At 41.4% G+C, this 18144-nt stretch carries 14 protein-coding genes; 10 read left to right on the top strand and 4 right to left on the bottom strand.

The genetic code is table 11. The features are described from left to right. Window positions 1–228 precede the first annotated feature (228 nt). Entirely contained in the window at window positions 229–1254 is a 1026-nt protein-coding gene (locus tag IGI50_RS14955; protein WP_438777497.1) for an alpha/beta fold hydrolase, read from the top strand. Window positions 1255–1300: 46 nt separating this feature from the next. On the opposite strand, the gene IGI50_RS14950 is transcribed toward IGI50_RS14955, so the two are convergent. Genes IGI50_RS14950 through IGI50_RS14940 form a run of 3 tightly spaced genes read right to left on the bottom strand, consistent with a single transcriptional unit; the run spans window position 1301 to window position 5197 of the window. Next, window positions 1301–3052, bottom strand: coding sequence for an ABC transporter ATP-binding protein (locus IGI50_RS14950; protein WP_438777496.1), 1752 nt, complete (start codon window positions 3050–3052; stop codon window positions 1301–1303). Further along, window positions 3042–4763, bottom strand: coding sequence for an ABC transporter ATP-binding protein (locus IGI50_RS14945; protein WP_438777495.1), 1722 nt, complete (start codon window positions 4761–4763; stop codon window positions 3042–3044). The genes IGI50_RS14950 and IGI50_RS14945 overlap by 11 nt, the downstream gene beginning before the upstream one ends. Then, window positions 4760–5197 carry a MarR family winged helix-turn-helix transcriptional regulator gene (locus IGI50_RS14940; RefSeq protein WP_438777494.1) on the bottom strand — a complete coding sequence of 146 codons (438 nt, stop codon included), beginning with the start codon at window positions 5195–5197 and terminating at the stop codon, window positions 4760–4762. Before IGI50_RS14940 ends, IGI50_RS14945 begins: the two co-directional genes overlap by 4 nt. Before the next feature lie 329 nt (window positions 5198–5526). On the opposite strand from IGI50_RS14940, the gene IGI50_RS14935 reads away from it, so the two are divergent. From IGI50_RS14935 to IGI50_RS14895, 9 genes are all read left to right on the top strand, one after another. Then, the gene (locus IGI50_RS14935) at window positions 5527–6291 is read left to right on the top strand and encodes an ABC transporter ATP-binding protein (RefSeq protein WP_010745098.1); all 765 of its coding nucleotides are present in this window, start codon (window positions 5527–5529) and stop codon (window positions 6289–6291) included. Continuing rightward, the gene (locus IGI50_RS14930; protein WP_438777493.1) at window positions 6288–7961 is read left to right on the top strand and encodes an ABC transporter permease subunit; all 1674 of its coding nucleotides are present in this window, start codon (window positions 6288–6290) and stop codon (window positions 7959–7961) included. Before IGI50_RS14935 ends, IGI50_RS14930 begins: the two co-directional genes overlap by 4 nt. 56 nt (window positions 7962–8017) lie before the next feature. Continuing rightward, window positions 8018–8992, top strand: coding sequence for an extracellular solute-binding protein (locus IGI50_RS14925; RefSeq protein ID WP_438777492.1), 975 nt, complete (start codon window positions 8018–8020; stop codon window positions 8990–8992). An 11-nt stretch (window positions 8993–9003) separates the two neighbouring features. Beyond that, window positions 9004–10098 carry a 2-aminoethylphosphonate--pyruvate transaminase gene (gene phnW, locus IGI50_RS14920; RefSeq protein WP_438777491.1) on the top strand — a complete coding sequence of 365 codons (1095 nt, stop codon included), beginning with the start codon at window positions 9004–9006 and terminating at the stop codon, window positions 10096–10098. Next, the gene (phnX, locus tag IGI50_RS14915; RefSeq protein WP_438777490.1) at window positions 10088–10909 is read left to right on the top strand and encodes a phosphonoacetaldehyde hydrolase; all 822 of its coding nucleotides are present in this window, start codon (window positions 10088–10090) and stop codon (window positions 10907–10909) included. The genes phnW and phnX overlap by 11 nt, the downstream gene beginning before the upstream one ends. Window positions 10910–11704: 795 nt before the next feature. After that, on the top strand, window positions 11705–13954 hold the full coding sequence (locus IGI50_RS14910; protein ID WP_438777489.1) for a glucosaminidase domain-containing protein: 2250 nt from the start codon (window positions 11705–11707) through the stop codon (window positions 13952–13954). A 16-nt stretch (window positions 13955–13970) separates the two neighbouring features. Further along, complete coding sequence (gene lepB / locus IGI50_RS14905; protein WP_010745104.1) at window positions 13971–14537, top strand: signal peptidase I; 567 nt, start codon at window positions 13971–13973, stop codon at window positions 14535–14537. 19 nt (window positions 14538–14556) lie between these two features. Continuing rightward, complete coding sequence (locus IGI50_RS14900) at window positions 14557–15297, top strand: hypothetical protein (protein ID WP_010745105.1); 741 nt, start codon at window positions 14557–14559, stop codon at window positions 15295–15297. 18 nt (window positions 15298–15315) lie between these two features. Beyond that, window positions 15316–16425 (top strand): hypothetical protein, encoded by a 1110-nt coding sequence (locus tag IGI50_RS14895; RefSeq protein ID WP_438777488.1) that lies wholly within the window; start codon window positions 15316–15318, stop codon window positions 16423–16425. 414 nt (window positions 16426–16839) lie between these two features. Here the strand turns inward: IGI50_RS14895 and IGI50_RS14890 are convergent, their stop codons facing one another. After that, on the bottom strand, window positions 16840–17322 hold the full coding sequence (locus IGI50_RS14890) for a hypothetical protein (protein ID WP_438777487.1): 483 nt from the start codon (window positions 17320–17322) through the stop codon (window positions 16840–16842). Window positions 17323–18144 lie beyond the last annotated feature (822 nt).

Below are 18144 nucleotides of genomic sequence, written 5' to 3'. Positions count from 1 at the left end.
AAAGTTGACTGTCGTTCAAAAAATTGATATGATGAAATTGTTGAACGGTGGTCAAAAAATAAAGGGGGAGTTATTTTGTTAACGGTAGGGGGATTTCTTTTCATTGTGTTGTTGTTTTTTCTGGTTGGATTTATTTTGCTGATGAAGCTTTTTCTTTACGTTTTAAAGCGCTTACTGGGAAAAGAGGCCGTGTTTGCAACAAAAAGAGTAAAAAAAGGAGTTCTTGGAATGGGAATCATTGCAGCTGTTGGAATCATTTTTGTGCTCTTTACACAGCTTACTGCAGCAACACCTAAAATCGCAAAAGAGAACAGTATTGCGGAGCTAAGGGAAGTTCGTTTGAATGGTCGCAAGGAATGGGTCAGTATTCGCGGGGAGAATCGAGACAAGCCGCTGCTGCTATTTTTAGCAGGAGGGCCAGGCGGGTCACAGCTTGCGGCTACAAGATATGAATTAGCGGAACTGGAAAAGAACTTTGTCGTGGTTAATTGGGAGCAGCCAGGAGCAGGAAAGTCGTATTCAGCAATCGTAAAAAAACAATTAACACCTGAAATCTATGTTAAGGATGGGACAGCTCTAGTCCGCTCATTATTAAAAGAATTCCAACAAGAAAAGCTCTATCTAATGGGAGAATCTTGGGGAAGTGCGTTAGGCGTATTTATGGTGAAGGAGCGTCCTGAGCTGTATCATGCGTTTATGGGAACTGGTCAGATGGTGGCTTTTGAAGAGACGGAGAAAATCGATTATGCGTTAGCAATGAAGCTGGCGAAAGAAAATGGTGATCAAAAGGTTGTAGATACACTACTGAAAAATGGGGAACCACCTTATTACGGCAAAGCAGTAACCGTCAAGAGCTCGGCATATTTAAATTATCTAAGCCAAGCCATGGCAAAAAATCCTGAGATTCAAAATGCTGGTTTTGCAACGTTGCGTGATCTTTCTGCAAAAGAATACGGCTTACTAGATAAAGTGAATTATCTTCGTGGGATTTTACAAACCTTTAATCATGTCTACCCTCAGCTTTATGGGATTGATCTACGGAAGGACTATCCCAAGTTAGAAGTTCCAGTTTATTTTCTATTGGGTAAGCATGACCTTAATGCTCCAACCAGTCTGGTGGAAGACTACTATGAAAAGCTGGAGGCGCCTGAGAAGGAGATCATTTGGTTCGAGCATTCCGGTCATAACCCATGGATGAATGAACCCGAACGATTTGTGGAAGTTGTTCAGCAGCTTGCTGAAAGGACAAAATAATAGCCAGAGTATCTAGGAAATTTTCCTTAGATACTCTGGCTATTTTCTAATTTTCAAATTGAGCTTGGTGGAGTTGATAATAGCGTCCACGCTTAGCCAATAGTTCTTCATGAGTGCCTTGCTCGACGATATTGCCATCGTTGACCACTAGGATCAAGTCGGCTTCACGAATCGTTGAGAGACGATGGGCGATGATAAAGGAGGTTTTGTCCACCATCAATTTGCCCATAGCCTCTTGGATCTGTAACTCTGTCTGCGTATCGACGTTCGAAGTTGCTTCATCCAGGATCAGCAGTTCAGCGTTAAGGAGCATCGCCCGAGCTATGGTCAATAGTTGCTTCTGTCCTTGAGAGATGGCTAAACCATCCTCAGTCATCACCGTGTCATAGCCCTTCGGCAGCTGGGAGATGAACTCATGGATGTGAGCAGCTTTGGTGGCTTTAATCACATCTTCCAGCGTTGCCTGCTCGTTTCCGTAGGTCAGATTCTCAAAGATGGTTCCGGTGAAGAGCCAGGTATCCTGCAGAACCATAGCGTATTGTTTTCGCAGACTGCCTCGAGTCGCTTCTTTAATGTTTTGTCCATCTAAGTAAATCGCCCCGCTATCTGGATCATAAAAGCGCATCAGTAAATTCACAATGGTTGTTTTGCCTGCTCCTGTCGGCCCCACAATGGCTACTACGCTGCCAGCAGAAATATCAAAAGATAGGTCCTTAATGACTGGCTGTTCTTTTTGGTAGCTGAAGGAAACATGATCAAAGCGAACATCTCCGCGAGCTTTCTTGAAGACGTGGGCATCTGGTACATCTTGAACTTCCGGTTCTTCATCCAACAGCTTAAAGATTCGTTCAGCCGCTGCGATAGAAGACTGCAGATCGCTGAATATATTTGCCAGCTCATTGATTGGTCCGGAAAATTTCCGTGAGTACAAGACGAAGGACGAAAGCTTACCTAACGTTAAGTGACCAAACAAGAATAAGAAGGCTCCTAAAATACTGATTAACGAAAGTGAAACATTGTTGATAAAGTTTACAGAAGGTCCAGTCATGCTGCCGTAGTACTCTGCGTTGTAATAAGCCGTCATCGCTTCTTCATTCTTTTTGGCGAAGCGAGCGATCATCGTTTCTTCTTGATGGTAGACTTTGGTCGTTTGTTCACCGGATAAAAGCTCTTCTGTTAACCCGTTCAATTCACCTAATTTGGCTGAACGCTTCCGAAAAAGGGGTTGGAATTTATTCGTTAAAAAGCGTGTCAGTAAAATCGACGCTGGGACGGTTACTAAGAAAATGGTTACCATCAAGGGGGAGATCACCAGCATCATGACAAAAGAGCCGACGATTGTCACTATGCTGCTTAGAACCTGGACTGAATCACTCGCTAGGGAAGTGTTGATCGTATCAATGTCGTAGCTCATCCGACTCACGATGTCTCCCGTCTGATGCTGGTCGAAGTAACCAACCGGCAGCGAAACGATTTTTTCGAAAAGATCCTTCCGCAAGCGAAAAGCAATCTTCTGACTTAAATAGATCATCAATCGGCTGATGCCATAGCTTAAAATCGCTGAAGCTAAATAGAATCCCACCATCAAACTACAATAGAAGAAAACTTTTTGGAAAGCGACTTGGCCTTTACCGATTTGGATGGCATCAATGGCATAACCAGAAAGAAGAGGCCCCACTAAAGCAAATAGATTGCTGGCGATCGTTAGGATCACGGCTAAAAACAGCAGCCATTTGAATTGGTATAAGTATCCCCATAAACGGAGCAGGGTACCTTTTCGTGAATTCTTATTCTTCAATGGTTTGCCCTCCCGTCTGACCTTGATATATTTCCTGATAAGTTGGATTCTCCGCTAATAATTCTTCGTGGGAACCATAGCCGATCATTCTTCCTTTATCCAGCAGCAGAATCTTATCCGCATGCTGAATCGAACTGATTCGTTGAGCAATCAGGATTTTTGTTGTTTCACTAAAATGTGTGCGAAGCGCTTTTCGTAAATTCGCATCGGTATGATAATCTAAGGCACTTGAGGAATCATCTAGTATTAGTAAATCGGGTTGACCGATCAGCGCACGGGCCAAAAGCACCCGTTGTTTTTGTCCGCCGCTGAGATTTTGTCCTTTAGCCTCCAAATGGTGTTCCAAGCCATCCGCTAATTTATCAATGAACTCACGAGCCTGCGCGTCATCAATCGCCTGCTGGATCTGTTCTTCGGTAAAGGAACGTCCGAACAAAATATTTTCGCGGATGCTATCAGCAAACAGAACGTCCTTTTGTAAAACAGCTCCGATTTTTTGATGCAAGGCATCCAGCGAGTAATGCTTGATTTCTTGCCCATCCAGCAGAATTTGACCGGAAGTTCGATCATACAGCCGTAAGATCAAGCTGGCAATCGTCGTTTTACCACTACCGGTGGCCCCCATAATTCCTAATGTTTCACCGGGCTTAACGCTGAAGCTGATCCCTTTGATCGCTGGCGCGCCATCAGGGTAGGCAAAGGTAACGTCATCAAAAACCAATTTAGTAGATGCGGTTTTTCTTTGCTCTAACGTTCCTGGAACTAGTGAAGGCTTTTTACGCATGACTTCGTTGATCCGATTCGCAGAAGCGAGGCCGCGAGAATACAAAACGAAGATTCTCGTAATTGAAAGCATCGCATTCAAAATAATCGTGAAGTAAGTCAGAAAAGCGACGATAACGCCTGGTTGAGTCAGCCCAGCGTTCACTCGGTAGGCACTGACCACGATGACAAGTGTCAGTCCCAAATTTAGGAATAAATCTAAAAGAGGCGGTGAAGCGGCTAAAGTAACATTAGCGGTTGTCTCAGCATTCACTAAAGATTGATTGACATTTTCGAATCGCCGCCGTTCAAAGGCTTCTTTTGATAATGCTTTAATGACACGAGAACCTGTGACATTTTCCCGTACTGTCAAAACGAGCTGATCGACTTGCTTTTGCAGCTTGCCAAATAACGGTACGCCTTTTTTAGAGATATGTGTGACCATGACAAAGATAATCGGCATCACAGCAACCAAAACTAAAGTCAAAACCGGATCGAGTGTTGTGGTAATGAGGATTCCGCCCACTAATAGGATCGGTGCGCGAATCCCCATCCGCATCATGACACCGAGAGTCAAATGAATATTGTACGTATCAGATGTTACACGTGAAACCAATGAGGAGACACCGACATCTTCCATTTGGGTCGTGTCCAAATAAGTGATTTTTTGAAAGAGGTCGCCACGAATATGTTCGGTGGTATCTTTCGCGATCCGCGAAACCATTCGATTGGCAATGATGTTCGCCCATAAAGCGAAAGCGGAGGCCGCTAGCATCACACCGCCCCAAAAAAGAATCTTCTTAGGATCCTTTTGCGGAATGACGTGATCGAGAATATACGCCAAGTTCCATGGAAGAACCAATTCCATCATGGTTCCTAAAAATTTTATAATAACCCCTAACGTGACACGAGAACGATAGGGCTTCAAGTAGTGAATAATTAGCTTCATTTTTCCTCCTTACGACACATTTCTATCTCTGCCTTTTCCATCATGTGCTGCAATCCAGACAATACAGCCTCCTGTTGCTCTACTGGAATCTCAGCCAGTAGTGTTTGATTCCAGGCCCCTAAGATGGAACGGATTTCTTCTTCTATAGCTAAGGATTTGTCTGTCGGGTAAATTCTTAGCCGTCGTGCATCCTGTTGATCGTTTTTGCGAATAATAAAGCCCTTTTGCTCCAGCTGGGCCAACTGCCGAGCAACATTGCTTTTATTGATAAAGAGTTTCCAGGCCAGCTCTTCTTGTGAAATCCCCGGTTCAGAGCAGATACTTAGAATATACGCGTGATGCATTTCTCCCAATCCTAATTTTTTAAATTCCTTTTCCCGATAGAACGCTGAAAGTCGCGCGATACGGTTAATCATTTTTACAAAAGAATCCACCTGAAGCTCCTCCTCTGATAATCTCCTGAAGCACTAAACAAACAGTTAATAGTATAAAAGAAAAAAGTTGCGGGCGCAACGATTAAACCTTCTTCTTTATGACTCGGGACAGAAGGGGGCAAAGACTTTTTTATCAATAGTCCTGTGCAACAATTAACATTCTTTACATAAACAAAACAATCTTTATTTTATCTTTTCGTGAACTTGACGGGGTCTTTACAATCCATCGTTATACTTTTTATCGAGGGGGCTCAGTTGCTCGGTTCATTTTATACAGCAGCAAACAGTTGGTTGAGTGTTCCGTATTTACCTAAAAAGGAGAGATAAGTGTGCTAAAACTTGAAAACATCACAAAAAAATTTCAAGAGACGACCGTATTGGAAAATATCAATTTAGAAATTGAAGCTGGCGAGATTGTTTCGATTCTTGGACAATCCGGCTCTGGTAAAACGACGCTGTTGAATTTGATTTTGGGTTTGGAAGAACCCAGTGCAGGAGAAATTTACTTTAATGAAAAAAGGATTACTCATACGTTGATGGAGAAACGTCCATTTAATATTGTTTTTCAGGATTATGCGCTATTCCCTAATTTGACCGCTTATCAAAATTTGACCTATGGCTTACGCAATAAAAAGGATTGCTCCACCAAAGCGGAGGTTGACGAATTGATTCAGCTATTGAATTTAGAGAAGCATCTAGACAAGCCAATCCATCAATTGTCAGGGGGACAAAAGCAACGGGTCGCGCTTGGACGAACATTAGTGATGAAGCCGCAATTATTGCTGCTTGATGAGCCGTTAAGTGCTTTAGACGGTGTGATCAAAGAATCCATCAAGGAAAAAATCCAAGAGATCGCTCGAAAACTTCATCTGACTATCGTGATCGTTACCCATGATCCTGAGGAGGCTTTGACGATGTCTGATAAAATCGTTGTTCTTGATGAAGGAAGAATTGCTCAATGCAGCTCACCGATTGAGATTATGAGTCAGGCGTCTTGTCATTTTGTTGAAGAGTTTATCGTCAATCAATTAGCGATCAAGCAGCAAAATATCCAACAAATTTTTCAACAATCTATGAGAAGAGTGGCATCATGAGAGCCTCATTTTCACTGAAAAAGGCCATTAGCTGGCTAGTCCTGCTCTTTTTCTTTTTATTTTTGGCTTATCCAATTATCCAGATTGTCCTAACGGCTTTTTCCCAGACGGATGGAGAGAGCCTGCATATTTTTACTAAAGAGTGGGGTACTTCGTTTACGAATAGTTTGAAATATTCGTTGGCAGCAACTAGCTGTTCGACAATCTTAGGCTTTTTCTTGGCTTATGGAAATAATTTTACGCGTATCAATCGGAGGTTCTTGAAGGTCAATGAGAGCATCCTGCATTTTCCGATGCTTTTGCCGACGATCACGTATGGGTTTGTCCTAATTTATGCTTTTGGGAAGCAAGGGTTGTGGAGCAAGGTTTTTCAACAGGAACTGTTCCACATCTATGGTTCTATCGGTATTTTATTAGGCTTTATCATTTACACCCTGCCGCCAATCTTTATTTTGATCAACAACTCGATGAAATATTTGGATACCCAACTATTCATTGTTTCTCGTCTGATGGGCGATCGTTGGTACCGTTCGCTGTACAAAACAATTTTGAACCCATTAACACGGGTCTTGGCAGTTGCTTTTCTACAGGGCTTCTTTATGGCCTTCACTGATTTTGGGATTCCTAGTGCGGTGGGAGGACAAACACCTTTTATTACTACACTATTATATGAAGGCTTTATGGGGACGATTCCGAATTTTCAATTCGGTTCACTGGTCGCATTAACCATGCTGCTTCCGTCAATCGTTAGTATCTTAATCTTAAACCATCTGCAAAAGAAGGTGGTACGTTATGAGCGGCCGCGTCAAGCAGTGATCAAAAAGAATGCAGTAAGAGATTGGTGCTATCGGGTTCTTTTTCTAGGACTGTCCTTCTTTATTTTGGGTGTATTCGCGGTTTTAATTATTATTCCGATGGTAACGAACTGGCCGTATGAATTGACACCGACATTCAATAATTTTACTCGTTTTTTACAAGATGACAGCTTGGTTCAGACTTTGAAAAATTCCCTGTGGATGGCCTTGTTGACTGCGGGATTTGGAACGATCATTGCCTATTTGGCAGCGATTTTGACTTCCAGAGAACGCAAACTTTATAGGATGAATCAGCTTATCGATAGCATCGCGACGATTACGAATTCGATCCCCGGAATGGTTTTAGGGGTGGCATATTTATTGCTTTTCAGTGGCAGTCAGCTGCATAACACATTGATGATCTTAGTGATTGTGACGATCGTTCATTATTTTTCAACCCCTTATCAAATGGCGAAAGAAGCACTGCAGAAGATGAATTTGAATTGGGAGAACACGGCCAAATTAATGGGAGATAGCTGGTTAAAAACGGTCTGGCGTATCTTGATCCCTAATTCTAAAGTGACCATCATAGATATTTTTGGCTACTATTTTTTCAATTCAATGGTGACGATCAGTGCCGTTATTTTCTTGACCAGTGCGAATACAATGGTTATTACCGCCAAGCTAAAAGAGCTTCAGCACTTCGGGCGATTTAACGATATATTTATGCTTTCCTTGTTTTTACTACTGATCAACGTAATCATGCAAGGACTTATACAGCTGATTAAACGAATGCCTACTTCCATTTTTTCAACGAGACAAATGAGAAGAAAGCCGAAAGCGAAAATAACGACTATCCATAGAGAAAAGGCTTAGGGGAAAGATATACGGATTGGAAATGAATACTTGAATATAAAAAAGGAGCATGATCAATGAATAAAAAGAAACTAGTCACTTTACTTGGAAGTCTGCTTTTCCTTCTATTATTAGGAGGTTGCAGCAAAGGTAACGCGGCGGACGAGAAAGTCACGATTTATACCAATGCCGACGAAGAACCAGTAGAAGTGATCAAGAATGTTTTGGATCAAAATGGCTATAAGGGCAAATACAATTTACAATCTTTTGGCACGTCTGAATTAGGTGGAAAGCTTTTAGCAGAAGGGAAGAATATTGAAGCGGACTTGGTGACAATGAGTACCTTCTATTTAACTAGCGCTCAGAAAAAAGAGAACATGTTTAAAAAACTGGAGCTGCCGATGGATTCCTTGGCGAAGATTCCTGATTACGCCGCCCCTTTTACAGTGCAGGAAGGAACCATCTTCTATAATACGGACATGATGAAGGAAATGAAGCTGCCAGTGCCAACTAGCTTAAAAGAGTTGGCGGATCCTAAATATAAGGATGCGATAGCTATTTCAGATATTAAACAATCCTCTACAGCTTGGTTATTGTTTCAAGCATTGGTGGACAATTACGGGCAAGAGGAGGCCAAAACAATCCTGCAAGGAATCTATAAGAATGCTGGAGACCACCTAGAAAGCTCTGGGTCCGGTCCATTGAAAAAAGTTCGCTTAGGGGAAGTAGCGATTGGTTTTGGTTTGCGTCATCAGGCAGTCAAGGATAAACAGGATGGCTTGCCGATTGATTTTGTCGAACCAACTGAAGGAACCTACACATTGACAGAATCTTTAGCTGTGATCGATAAAGGGGAAAAGACCAATCCAGAAGCAGAGAAAATGCTGAATTTGATCTTAGAAAAAGGTCGCAAGGATTTATTGAAGATTTATCCTAGTGCGTTGTATAAGGGAGAAACCGTGGATTCGGCAAAAGTTGCGAAGAATCAAAAAGTCTTCCCAGATGAGTTAACGGCAGAACTATTAGAAAAACACCAAAAATTGGTTGATTAGAGAGGTGCGGCATGGGATATAAATTATTGACACCAGGACCTTTAACAACAACAGCAACAGTCAAACAGGCGATGAGGGTCGATCATTGCACTTGGGATCAGGAGTATAAAACGATCACGCAAGAGATTCGTCAAAAGCTGTTGGACTTAGCGGGGGTATCTGAAGCGGATTATACAACGATTTTAATGCAGGGAAGCGGTTCGTTTGGCGTAGAGTCAGTCTTGAGTTCTATGATTGGACCAAAGGATCATGTGCTAATTTGTGTGAATGGCGCATATGGCCGACGAATGGTCAGTATGTGTGAACGATATGCGTTGCTTTATACAGTTTATGAAGTTGCGGAAGATGAGATTCCGGAGGCAGCAGCAATCGCGAAAATCCTTGAAGAAGATCCAACCATTACAGCGATTGCAATGGTTCATAGTGAAACGACTTCCGGTATTTTAAATGAGCTGGAGGGGATCGCAGCGTTAGCGAAAGAGAATGGCTTACTGTTCATTGTTGATGCAATGTCTAGCTTTGGCGGGATTCCCATCGATGTCTCTGCGCTGTCGATTGATTTCCTAGTATCCAGTTCGAATAAGTGCATTCAAGGCGTTCCAGGCTTCTCCTTTACTTTGGCGAAAAGAGAACAGCTGGAACAACGCCGAAATTTTGCTCGAACGGTGTCTTTGGATCTTTACGACCAATATGAAACAATGGAAAAAGATGGTAAATGGCGATTTACGTCACCTACGCATACTGTCTTGGCTTTCCATCAGGCTTTGCAGGAATTAGACCAAGAAGGTGGTATCTATCAGCGCTACATGCGGTATTTGACCAATAATCGACTGCTTCGTCAAAAAATGGAGGAGCTAGGTTACCGACCGTTTATCAAGAATCATCAAGGACCGTTTATTACCTCTTTCTTGTATCCAAAGCAAGCAAATTTTACGTTTAATACCTTTTACCAGCATTTAAAACAAAATGGGTTTGTGATCTATCCAGGGAAAATCAGTGCAGTTGATTGTTTCCGGATTGGAAATATTGGTGATATCTATCCAGAAGACATTGACCGATTAGTTGAAGTTATTGAAAAATACACGGAGGTGGCGTATGTCAGTTAACACGATCATTTTAGACTGGGCTGGGACGACCGTTGACTTTGGCTGTATGGCGCCCGTCGAAGCCTTTAAGAAAGCTTTTGACAATAAAAATATCCAACTTACGTATGATGAAATTCGACAGCCTATGGGAATGCTAAAAATTGATCATATCAAGCAATTACTCTCACTTGAACAGGTAAAAGAACAATGGCTCAAGCTTCATGGAAGGGCCCCGGAGGAAGAAGACGTATATGCTATCTATCAGGATTTTGAGAAATACTTATTTGCCGATTTAGCAGAAAACAGTCATCTAAAGCCGGAAACGAAGCAAGCCATGAAAAAAATCAAACAGCTAGGCTATAACATTGGCTCTACGACAGGCTACACTAAGGAAATGATGGCGATTGTCTTCGAAACAGCTAAAAAGGAAGGCTACCATCCTGACTATGTCGTGACACCAGATGAGGTGGGTTCGTTAGGGCGCCCATTCCCCTATATGATTTTTGAGAATATGCGTCATTTTCAAAATCTATCGTTGGAGGAAGTCATCAAGGTCGGAGATACTATCTCGGATATTAAAGAAGGAAAAAATGCCGGAGTGTTGAGTATTGCAGTAACAGAAGGCAGTTCTGAGATGGGGCTGTCTTTGGCGGAATACAAAAGTCTCTCAAAGGAGGAGATGGACCAACGAAACCAGCAAACAGCCGAAAAATTTTATCAGCATGGCGCCGATTTTTGTGTGAAAAATTTATTGGAGTTAGCCGAAATTTTACAGGAGCATTCAACGATTCAAAGAATACGTGAGAATAAAATTGAAGCTGCTGTAAATTAAAGGTAAGAGCAACAGGTAAATGCACATTTAGACTGTAGATTCATCCATTATATAATGGAGAGAATTTACAGTTTTTTTCTTGATAAATTCTATTTATTTATAATAAAACCACGAAGGACTTAATTATCCAAAAAGTGAATAAAAAGACAAAAAAAAGAATTTTTGCACTTTGCCTAAACCTATCCTTTCGGAAGTTAGCTAGATTTAAGCAACCACAAACTTGGAAGCGTATTCAATGGTTTGGTGAGCTTATTTTTATCCAAAAATTAAATTTTATATTTCAAAAATGGCTGAGACTTTCCTTATAAATGAAGGTAGAATAATACTGTAACCAGAGGTGCGCGCAATGGCGTTTTTTCTGACTTTATTGGGTTACAATAGAAGCGTTTTTGGTAGGTTAGTATAGCGGGCGATTGATTAACATAAAAGTTCATAAAAAATACATAAAAGATCCGGTCATTGTAATTTATTACTGACAGCATGCTGATGGTTGATGGGTACTCAATCAGTGGAACATGTTGATTAGCATCTCTCTTAATTTATGGAGAGGCCAAAATGCCGCGAATCAGTGAAATATTGTGACTTATCAGATGCTATTTAAAGTCTTAGCGATGAGCGGCGTAAGGATGATCAGCATTCATTTGGATATTTTTTGAGATGGATGCATCATTATCGAAGATTGAATCAAGGATGCGGATTATTGTCAGCATCCTTGATTTTTTTTAAAAGCATTGGTCGCCCCCAGTATTTATAAATGGTTTGTTTGATTCAGTATAGGAAGAAGGGGAAATGTTCATGAAAAAGATTGTTATGGCAATTTGTGGGTTAGCAATAGTTTGTTGGGGAGTAGCTAGCCTGCGCAGTGGGGCGCTAAAAGCAGATAACTTGCTTCAAGAATCTTCTGTTGTAGAGACAACAGTTCCAGAAAGTTCAACAGTCGCAGCTCCGGAGCCAGCGGCAGAAACAGAGCCAGAGTTGCCGGTGGAACCATCGTCAGTTCCAGAAACGCCAGCGCCTGAGGCACCTGCAACTGAACCAGCAGCTCCACCTGAAGCACCGACGGAACAGCCACTTAAAGAAACTGCACCAGTTGAAAACGAGGAGGCTCCGGAAACGACGGAAACCAGTATGGTTGAATCTTCAGAAAATGAAGGGGAAAACACGGAGAGCTCAACTAGCAGCGCAACACCGAGTGAAAGCTCAACCAGCGCGTCTTCTACGAGTCAAACTTCTAGTACAACAGATTCTAGTACTTCTACAAGCGGTACGTCGACTTCCGGCAGTGCATCGAGCAGTTCGACTAGTTCCAGCAGCGGAGGGGCAACAGGCACAACAACAAGTTCGTCCACGACACCGCCAGCAACCAGTCAGGAACCGCCGCAGTCGAGTACGCCACCAGCGGTGACACCGCCAGGAACGATACAAAATCCAGCGCCAAATACACCGACGCCGCCGACACCTAGCGAGCCTAAAGTACAAACCAGCACTGCGGTTATTCAAACAACACCAGAGGCTTTTTCAGAAACTAGTACTTTACAATTACCGAGTGATTTGAAGACGGCAGAAGTGGCGCAATCTGATCTAAAGGGGTACGAGCTGCCGCTACTTTCAAGTTTTGAAAATGAAGCACACGCGGCCTTGATTTATGATGGGATCAAAAAACTCGGTATTGAACAAGAGGAAAGCTTCACTGCGGAGCAATTAGCGACAACGCTTTACAGCGAACTTTTTGCGACCGAGATTGTAGGAACTCCAGAGAAGCAAGCGGAAGAGATCAGCATCGGAAGCCTGCTTTACCAAAAGAAAAAGGAACAGTTTGAAATAGTCGGGGTCTACATCGGAAAAGACTATTACTTAACGGTTGAGGATGTAGAAGTAGAGGCTTCTGAATCAACCGCTGAGGATACTAACGAAGAGTCAGCGACTGAGACTAAGGATGAGACGGAAGACGCTGACGAATCAGATAAAAAAGAAAAACAGCGGCAGGTGGTTCTTCAGCCTATGGATATTGATGAAGAGCTGTTCGTACAAGCTTTGCCTAACGTGACATTGACAGAGTACGGTCAAACTATTTTGAAGGAATATCCCGCTTCAATCAATTTTACCGAAAATGAGGCATCAAAGAAATTTATAGAAACGATTGCTGAGGATGCTCGTAAGTTAGGTCAGGAATACGATGTTTTCGCTTCTGTAATGATCGCACAGGCATTGTTAGAAAGTGGTTCAGGCAGCAGCAGCTTATCATTACCGCCGAACTATAATCTATTCGGAGTGAAGGGAACCTATCAGGGCCAAGCCGTTTCGTTGGCGACTCAAGAGGATCGCGGAAATGGAGAGCTGTATTCGATTAATTCTGCGTTCCGCAAGTATCCAAACTATGCGGCCTCATTAGGAGATTACGTTCAGTTACTCCGTGGCGGGATTTCTGGCAATTCGAATTATTATCAAAAAACTTGGCGTTCGACCGCTAAGAATTATTTACGGTCGACACATGCGCTAACAGGTACTTATGCGACAGATACTTCCTATAATAGAAAGTTGAACTCGATCATAGCGGTTTATAATTTAACACAATACGATCGAGTAAAGGTTGATCAGTCATCAGGAGTATTCATCAAAGGCAAGGATGAGATTCCAGAAGAATATCGTTCTATGATGCGTTACCCAGACTATAACGGCGTCAACTACAATACTTCCGGTTCATACCCAGTGGGTCAATGTACTTGGTACGCCTATAACCGCGTGAAACAGTTAGGCAAGAGTGTAGACGACTTTATGGGCAACGGCGGTGAATGGGGAACAAAGGGCAAGGCGTTAGGCTATGAAGTCAGTCGTGAACCTAAAGCTGGTTGGTTGATTTCCTTCACACCAGGCACGGCTGGATCAGACCCGCGTTATGGTCACGTTGCGTTTGTTGAAGTTGTTCGACCAGAGGGGATCTTGATTTCGGAAGGCAATGTCTATGGAGGAACGGTGATTTCTTATCGGGTTATCGACGCGAATTTAGCGAAATCTGATTTAGTTACTTATATTAAAGCAAAATAAAGGGGTGCCATCACTCATGGCAAATAAGCGCTACGTACACACAGAGGATCCGCCAAATGACAGGAGGACATTACTGTTAACCGTTGTTCTTCTCCTCATTCTATCTGTAACGATGCTGTTTGTTGTGAGAGGACAACTGCAAAAGCATTATAGTGTCCATACGATTTCAGGGACATCCATGATTCCTACGTTGACAGAAAGAGATCAAGTGTTAGTGAAGAAAAAGGTCCAAGTTCAACGATATGATATTATCGCTTTTTCAGTAGATCGGGAAGAGGGAATGTTTGTCAAACGAGTGATTGGACTGCCTGGTGACAGCATGTTTGTCCGAAATGATCGGATGGTCTTGAATATTGGAGAGCAAGGGGATTTTGAAACGACGAATACGTATCATTTGTCGCCGACTGTGGCCGATGAGTTTCAAACGTTAAATAAAATTCCAGAAGATGTTTACTTTGTTATTGGCGATCATGTAGAGGTTTCTAAGGATAGTCGATCCTTTGGTTTCGTTCATCGAAAATCCATCGAGGGAACCGTTCAATTCCGATTCCCAGCGATTCATCTCGCTAAAGTAGAAAACTAAAAAGAAAAGGGGAAAACACGTGATAATCATTAATTGGGTTTGTGTAGGACTCATTATTTTAGTGCTGCTGGTGTGGTTGTATCGAATGATTATCAATGTTCGATTGCAACTGATTAAGCCACCACGAGATGCATCGGCGACTTTCCAGCGGAAGCTGGACTATGTGAAACAAATTCAGCAAACGAAACATATATCGGCGTTATTATTTGTTACCTTCTGTTTAGCTGTAGGGCTGCTGTTAACCTCGTATAGCTTGTTTCAGGTACAAGATCAGCTGTATGCGATGAATGAACAGAACAGTACACTGAGAGATGACGTTCAAGTAATGAAAAAGGAACAAAAAAAATTAGTCAACAAAATTCCTGTTAAGGAGTATCCCAGCGAAGGGATAGGCTTACAGGATTATGCGTGGGATGAGCTGTTTTCAGATGATAGCAGAGAAAATCAATATACGATGGAGAGTGATCTTTCCAATAAGCTCAGTCCTTACTTTGGTTTGCCGACGACTCTGATCGTCTTAGATATACCGACTCAAACGTTGAATATTGCTTTGGCAGGAGACTTGACTAGTGAGGACAATCGTCAGCAAATCAAGGACAACATCAAGGCTTTTGCGGCTGAAGCAGAAGCAATAAGTAATCTGACTCAGATTACCTTCCAGCTGAACGTAAGGGACGGAGAGCAACAGAAACAAGATTATAGTTGTACTTTCTCTCGTGAGAATGGAGAAGATAAGTTTGTAATGATCCAAGAAGACTAATGGAAAGAAGGGAAAAAAATGGTAGCACAACAAAAGAAGAGCGGATGGTTTTTCAATAAGAACATTATCGATGAGATCAATTCCGTTCCAGAAGAGAAAGTCGAAAATGAAACAATGACGAGCGCACAACCGCAGGCACCCACAGCTGCACCGGTACAATCGCAGCCTAAACCTGCTCCAGCATTAAAAATGGTTTCTGATAATACCATTCCAGACTCAGCAGAGAAACAAGCGGAAGAAATCAAAGAATTGAAGCGTTTGATTTTTGAAAAAGAGCAGGTTTTACAAAAATATAAAAAAGAAATGACTGCCCAAACGCAGCAATTAACGAAAGAAAATGAGAATTATCGTCAATCTGTTTTACGAATGGGTGAGGAGAAAGCACAAAATCGTCGCCAAATTCAAGATCTGGAGGCTGAAGTTCAACGAGCACGGCAAGAAGTTCAGCGTCTGAAAGAAACACAAGAGCTGGATAACTTGAAGCAGCAATTGGAACAAGTACAGCAAGAAAACAAGAAATTGAGAGATTCGGTCGCACATTTGGAAACAGTAGAACGGGAGTTGGAAGAAATTCACGAAGAACACCAAGCATTAGTTGCTCAGCAAAAAGATGAAGAGATCCAACGCCTTGAAAAAATTCATCAGCTAGAAGGCCAAATCAACGATCTGATTGCAGAAATCAATGAGAAGGACGAGCAGTATTCTCAACTGGATAAAGTAATTGTTGAGAAAGACCAAGTCATGGATCGAATGATCGAAGAGCAGGCGGCTAAGGCAATACAAGAAAAAGAAACAGCTGAACTGCGTGAAAAGGTTGCGACACTCAAAGCAGAAAATGAGCAGCTGAAGCAAGAGGCCATTTCAACTCAACAAGAAATTGGAGAAGTTCTGATCTCCGCTCGAAAACAAGCCAATCGCATGGTAGAGAAATCTAAAATGGATGCTCACCGAATCATTCAAGAAGCGAAGAGAGAGCTGGCGCTGATCAACGAACAAGCAAAAGAAATTTCTGATGAAGTCATTGAATCACGTCAATCCGTCATGTCATTATATGAAGAGATGCAAACCCGAGTAGATATCCTTGCGCAAGGAAAAATGCAGGAAACTGTCATCCATTCTGAAGAATAATAATTGAGAAGAGCCTGAATCAAAAGTTCTCTTTAAAGCGAATAAAAGGCAAGAAAATGTGATCACATTTTCTTGCCTTTTTGCGTGCGCCCTGCACGAGTGAAAAATTGATGGTGAAAGTCCACTACAGGCTTGGCAGTAGGAACTGTTAGCGAAAGACAAGATGGTGTAGATAATCTGTTTGGAAAAGTGCTTGAGCGTAACAATCTCAATCAAGCGTACCTTCAAGTAGTAAAGGTATTTGGTCAATCTCCAAAAGTCCTATTTTTCATCGAACATTAACAGACAAAGAACTGGCACACCAAGGATATTAGGACATCTCCTTGAAGTACCAGTTCGTACACTCAACTTATTGAACTGCTGTATACGTGTCCGTACGTACGGTGGTGTGAGCTACTCGATTATTATCAATATCTAAAATCGCTCAATTTCTTTAATGAAGCTAATTGCTGTTATGAGACATACAGATAAAGAGACAGAATCTTGATCGGTAACTAATACTTTAATGAAGCTATCCTTTGTCTCAACTTCAGCAATTTTGATATTTGCTTTGAAAATGCTAAAGTGTGCACTAGTCCAATCTCCTTGAATTGAAATAGAATTTCCTTCAATAATATACTTCATTTCAAATGCTTCAATAATCCTTTTAAACTTCACGTTTTCATTATTTTTTGTTTTAACTCGTAATTCAAATTCTCTTAGCATATTCAAAAGGTATCGATCCAATACTAATTTTCCAATAGAGTTAGACGAATTGTCAAAGATTTCATATATTCTTTTATGCACACTTGGTTTTTTGCTAATAACTACTCGAAAGGCTGGTTCTCCTTTATCATTCGTAATTATGAAATTTTTGTCAGAACTCAGATTTTCTCCATCAATGATATATTTTTCCATAGTATGATCACCCTTTTTAACTTTTGAAGATTTGGGAGACGACTTGAATGCAAAGGAACAGACAAAATAACCAAAGTGTGTAACCTCTCGATTCAATGAATCATAAAAAACTGTCAAATTAATCTTTTTCAATTGACTCTTATCAAATCTATCTTCTGATTTGTATAATCGAGAAGGCTATACAAAAAAGCGCTATGAATTGAATCAATCTAGAAATCCATGGATACTTTAAAAAAAAGCCGATTCTGACGCCCAAAGATTTATCGATGATCATTGAACCTCCAATAATTAATAAGTTTATAGGCTGGAACAACGTTTTCAACTACTTTCCTAGATTGTTGTGCACTCACCCAGTGAAGAATTGGTGGTGGATTTAAGGATAATTGTCTTAGAAACGTGTAAATAATGCTTCGACCACGATCAATTGGTTGCGGCTAATGAAAGTTCTAGAGGAATAGTCAAGGGGCTATCCACAAGGGAGACTATTGCTTCAGCAGTTTTTAATTTGTTGGTCCGAGTTTTGCAGAAAAAGCTTAACTCTCACGTGAAAAAATCTTGAAGAACCTTAATACAGTTAAATTTCAACAATCGACAAATGTCTAGTAAACATTTATTTATGATAATGGTACCATAAGTGAAAATTGAATCGCTTAATTGTTATTAAATGGATGAATCACAATATTTATAGAATCCAAAGAAAATGGATGCAAAATATTACTTATCTTTAGTGATGAAAATTTCTCCAAATCTAGCTTAAGACAAAATAGTGAGACAAACAAAATTGATGAATGAGAATGTTAGTAATCATCATTTTTAGTTATA

The sequence above is a fragment of the Enterococcus sp. DIV0170 genome (genome assembly GCF_051710765.1).
Classification (GTDB): Bacteria; Bacillota; Bacilli; order Lactobacillales; family Enterococcaceae; genus Enterococcus_A; species Enterococcus_A raffinosus.
The sequence above is the reverse complement of the archived record's forward strand: the minus strand, read 5'-3'. Positions and strand labels throughout refer to the sequence as shown.